This is a genomic window from Leisingera sp. F5 (assembly GCF_001593695.1).
In genome coordinates this window covers 1-4,270 of the sequence record NZ_LUKH01000174.1, presented here as the reverse complement: position 1 = coordinate 4,270, position 4,270 = coordinate 1, and the positions used below count along the sequence as shown (strand labels likewise).

General features: G+C 56.0%; 5 protein-coding genes and 1 tRNA gene. 4 read left to right on the top strand and 2 right to left on the bottom strand.

What is annotated here, in order from left to right; genetic code table 11:
* Both mtaB and dapF read right to left on the bottom strand, forming a co-directional pair.
* Positions 1–928: tRNA (N(6)-L-threonylcarbamoyladenosine(37)-C(2))-methylthiotransferase MtaB (gene mtaB, locus A2I95_RS26670; protein WP_291734773.1), on the bottom strand; the 928-nt coding region annotated here is incomplete at its 3' end.
* Positions 925–1,767, bottom strand: coding sequence for a diaminopimelate epimerase (gene dapF, locus A2I95_RS26665; protein WP_291732877.1), 843 nt, complete (start codon positions 1,765–1,767; stop codon positions 925–927). The genes mtaB and dapF, both read right to left, overlap by 4 nt.
* 187 nt (positions 1,768–1,954) lie before the next feature.
* Between dapF and A2I95_RS26660 the strand changes: the two genes are divergently transcribed.
* From A2I95_RS26660 to A2I95_RS26645, 4 genes are all read left to right on the top strand, one after another.
* Positions 1,955–2,030, top strand: a tRNA-Lys gene (locus A2I95_RS26660).
* Between the two features lie 123 nt (positions 2,031–2,153).
* On the top strand, positions 2,154–3,233 hold the full coding sequence (locus A2I95_RS26655; protein ID WP_291734772.1) for a site-specific integrase: 1,080 nt from the start codon (positions 2,154–2,156) through the stop codon (positions 3,231–3,233).
* A complete protein-coding gene (locus A2I95_RS26650) occupies positions 3,223–3,699 on the top strand; it encodes a hypothetical protein (protein WP_291734770.1) in 477 nt (158 codons plus the stop codon). Before A2I95_RS26655 ends, A2I95_RS26650 begins: the two co-directional genes overlap by 11 nt.
* A gap of 319 nt (positions 3,700–4,018) precedes the next feature.
* Positions 4,019–4,270 (top strand): hypothetical protein (locus tag A2I95_RS26645; RefSeq protein ID WP_291734768.1); only part of this gene is annotated, 252 nt, incomplete at its 3' end.

Sequence of the window (4,270 nt, the reverse complement as noted above, 5' to 3'; positions counted from 1 at the left end):
CGAAATGGGCGTCGGTTTCGGTCGGGAAGCCCGCGATGATGTCTGCGCCAAAGGTCATCTCCGGGCGCAGGCGCCGGGCCTCCTCGCAGAAGGCGATGGCGTCGCCGCGCAGGTGCCGCCGCGCCATACGTTTGAGGATCAGGTCGTCGCCGTGCTGCAGCGACAGGTGCAGATGCGGCATTAGGCGCGGTTCGGTGGCAATGGCTTGCATCAGATTCTCATCCGCTTCAATCGAATCGATCGAGGAGATGCGCAGGCGGGGCAGGTCCGGCACCAGCTTTAGAATGCGTATCACCAGATCGCCCAAACGCGGCTGCGCAGGCAGATCAGCGCCCCAGGAGGTGAGGTCCACTCCGGTCAGCACCACCTCGTTATAGCCCTTGTCAACCAGCCGTTTGATCTGGTCGATCACCACCCCGGCGGGGACGGAGCGGGAGTTGCCGCGGCCATAGGGGATAATGCAGAAGGTGCAGCGGTGATCGCAGCCGTTCTGGACCTGCACATAGGCACGGGAGCGGGTGCCGAAACCGTCGATCAGATGGCCTGCGGTTTCAGTCACCGACATGATGTCGTCAACCTGCACCTTTTCCGTTGTGCCGATGAAGTCCGGGCCCTTGGCGATTTCATTCCAAGTTTGGGCCTGCATCTTTTCGGTATTGCCGATGACACGGGTGACTTCGTCCATCGCGGCAAAGGTTTCCGGTTCGGTCTGGGCGGCGCAGCCGGTCACGATGATCGGCGCCTCCGGGTTTTCGCGGCGCAATTTTCGGATTTCCTGGCGTGCCTTGCGCACGGCCTCGGCGGTCACCGCGCAGGTGTTCACAACCACGGCGTTTTCAAGCCCCGCTTGCTGGCTCAGCTCCTTCATCGCCTCGGTCTCATAGGCGTTGAGGCGGCAGCCAAGGGTGGTGAACTTTGGCACGCTCATGCCAGCGTCTCCAGGAATTCGCGGGTGAAGGTGCCGTCGAACACATGCATGGTGGGGCCGGTCATCCACACGCCGTCTTCGGCCCAGTTGATCCACAGCGTGCCCCCATCCAGGTCGATCTGCACGTTGCGGCCTGTCAGTCCGCGCCGGGCGGCAGCAACGGCAGTGGCGCAGGAGGAGGAGCCGGAGGCCAGTGTCACCCCTACACCGCGCTCCCACACACGCATGCGGATGCGGTCGGGGCCAGTCACTTGGGCAACTTGCACATTGGTGCGCTGGGGGTACAGCGGGTGATGCTCGTAGCGGGGGCCGAATTCTTCCAGCGGAATGATCGTGGCATCCTCGACAAAGAATGTGCAGTGCGGGTTACCCATGCCGGTTGCAGCAGGGCCGCCTTCGATGGGCAGTTCCAATGTATCCGCGTCTTCGGCCAGCGGGATGTCCTGCCAGTTAAGCTGTGGCTGTCCCATGTTGACGGACGTAAGGCCATCGCCGGCATCGCGTGCATAAAGGTCGCCGCGATCGGTGGTCAGATGCAGCTCGGACTTGCCGCTTTCCAGGATCAGATGGCGGGCAATGCAGCGGGTGGCATTGCCGCAGGCTCCGGAAGTGGATCCGTCGGCGTTATAGAAGGTTAGATGCGCGTCCCCGAGGCCGTTTGAGACTACCGTCAGCTGGTCAAATCCCACCCCGAACCGGCGGTGAGCGATTCCCTTGGCCATCGCCGGGGTGATGGAGATGTCCTGCGCGCGCGCGTCAACAACAACAAAGTCGTTGCCCAGCCCGTGCATCTTCATGAAGGGGAGTGCGGTATCTGCTTGGGTGTTCATTCCGGGCATATAGACCTGGACTGCAGATGAATCTAGTCTTCGGTGAGAAAAGTTGAAAAAAGGGGTTGACCCCCCGCTGCACTGGCCCTAGATACGCCGCCTATCGGGACAGCATGACACAGGCTGCCAGGCAATCCCGAAGCGAAATAAGTGCTTGATCCTCCTGGAAAAAACACTTAGACCGCAGCGAAGAAGTGGGCCGTTAGCTCAGTTGGTAGAGCAACTGACTTTTAATCAGTGGGTCGCAGGTTCGAATCCTGCACGGCTCACCACTTCCTCCAATAAAATCAAACGCATGCCAGTGAGGCGTGTTGCTGATTCGCATTTCGCACGAAATTTGGTGCAAAATCAGTGCAAATCTCCCCGAAAACCCATTACTCTAGGCGAGAACCAGCATGGCCAATGGAGTGGCGGGTTTGGCGTCTGTTCAGAGAGTTCAAAGTGCTAAGGGTATTCGGTGGCGGGCGCAGATTCGCCGCAAGGGATACGAGCAGCAGTCTGCTTATTTTGACCGCAAAAGCGATGCTGAAGCTTGGGCCCGGCAGATAGAAGCGGGTATCGACGCCGGGAAGAACCCGATTGGATCAGAAGCCAAGAAACACACATTGGCTGATGTGATCGACCGGTATGTTCTTGAAGTCTTGCCAGGTAAGAAGTCGGCCAAAGATCAGAACCAGCAACTTGGTGTTTGGAAGACCCTTCTTGGAGACTTGAAGCTTGCTGAGATCACGACAGACCGGCTCTTAAAGGCGAGAACGTCTATCTCAGAACATCGTGGTCGGCACGGTGGCAAAGTTACGAATGCGACTGTGAACCGTTACTGGGCGGCCCTCCACCATGTGCTCGAGACCACTGTTCGGGAGTACGGATGGCTGGAGCAAAACCCAATGAAGCGGATCAAGAAACTGAAGGAGCCGCAGGGCAGAGTGAGATACCTGGACGCGGCAGAGCGAGAGGCACTTCTCAACGCATGCGCCGAGAGTGAAAACCCGTTCTTAGAGACAATAGTTCTGATCGCTCTAACGACAGGTTTGCGTCGGCAGGAGATCCTTGGGCTGGATTGGAGCAGGGTGAACTTTGAGACAGGCCAAGTCATTGTGGAAGAGACGAAGAACGGAATGCGCCGTTCAACTCACTTTCTTGATCCCATTCTTACGCGTTTGAAGCACCTTTTTGAACAAAACGGCGAGAGATCGAACTTTCTGTTCCCTGGCCGAACAGGTTTGCGCCCCATCGACATAAAGTCGGCATGGTACCGCGCTGTAGCGAAGGCTGGCTTGGAAGACTTTCGTTTTCACGACCTGAGGCATACCGCGGCAAGCTACATTGCTATGGATGGAGGCTCGGTCCCCGAAATTGCCGCTGTGCTTGGGCACAAGTCGTTTCAGATGGCTTCCAGGTACGCGCATCTGAGTGACGATCACACCAAGAGTATTCTTGAGAAGACTATGAAAGGTGTATTGGGTGACGAGTGAAGAGATCACGTGGTCGGTCGAGATGAGCGTAGAGGACTTTGTATCTGTTTCAGAGAAGTACTTCAGGCGCCAGTACATTGATCTTCACATTGGGTGCTGTTTGATTGCGCGCGTGGATCCGGAGCAAAAGGAAGAGCCTGTTGGAAAAGGGCATATGTGCTGGGACATTGAGTCCTCCCCTTTCCCAGAAGATTATACCAGACGGTACTTTAATGTAGCGCTTCGGGCGCTGAGGGGAGAGAGGCCCGTGAATCCTCTCAAAGCAGTGTCTATCAAGAGCGATCCGATCGAGGATGGAAAAGACGTTATTCTGAGTGCAAGGACTTTTGTGAATTGGGTGATTGCTCAATGGCCGGGCACTACGATGTACTTCGACGCAGCAGAAAAACACTACCAGAAAAGCAAGCCGAAGATGCCAGAAGGACTTCCAGGGGGCAAACTTTCTGCAACGGAAAAAAATGGGTAGTAGTAAAGGCCGAGTTCGAGAAACTGTTGGCGGAGTACGGCACAAGTGCTGCTAAAATGAGTGATCGCAAATTGGCAGTGGATCTCGAAATGCGGCTTGTCGGCACGCCGTATACGGCTAAGGCTGAAACCCTCCGGAAACGAATCGCAAAATGGCGATTATAGTTTGGGTGACTGGGTCAAACTGGCGGCTGCAAAAAAAACCAATACTGACCTCTTAGTATGTTGTTTTTAATGAGTGATCTCGATTTTGGGTTGCTTTACAGACGCCGGATACCCGCGGACAATTTTGACATTGATGCATCAAGGAGGATTGTTCGATGTTCAAAATTGGTGGCAAGCACACCCGGTCTGAGAAGGCACCTTCCAATCCTGAGAACGCCGTAGCACTCAATAAAAATGAGCCTGTGACCGAGAGTAAGTACGTGACCATCAAGCAGATGCTGGCAGTAAGCGGTGGCCCGGCCCCACGTTGTAGGGGTGATGCTCACCTGCGAGATCTTGCACATCTCATAGCGGGGAGTGCGTTTCGCAATGTGCGCTACAAATTCGTTTCTCAAATCGCTGGGCGT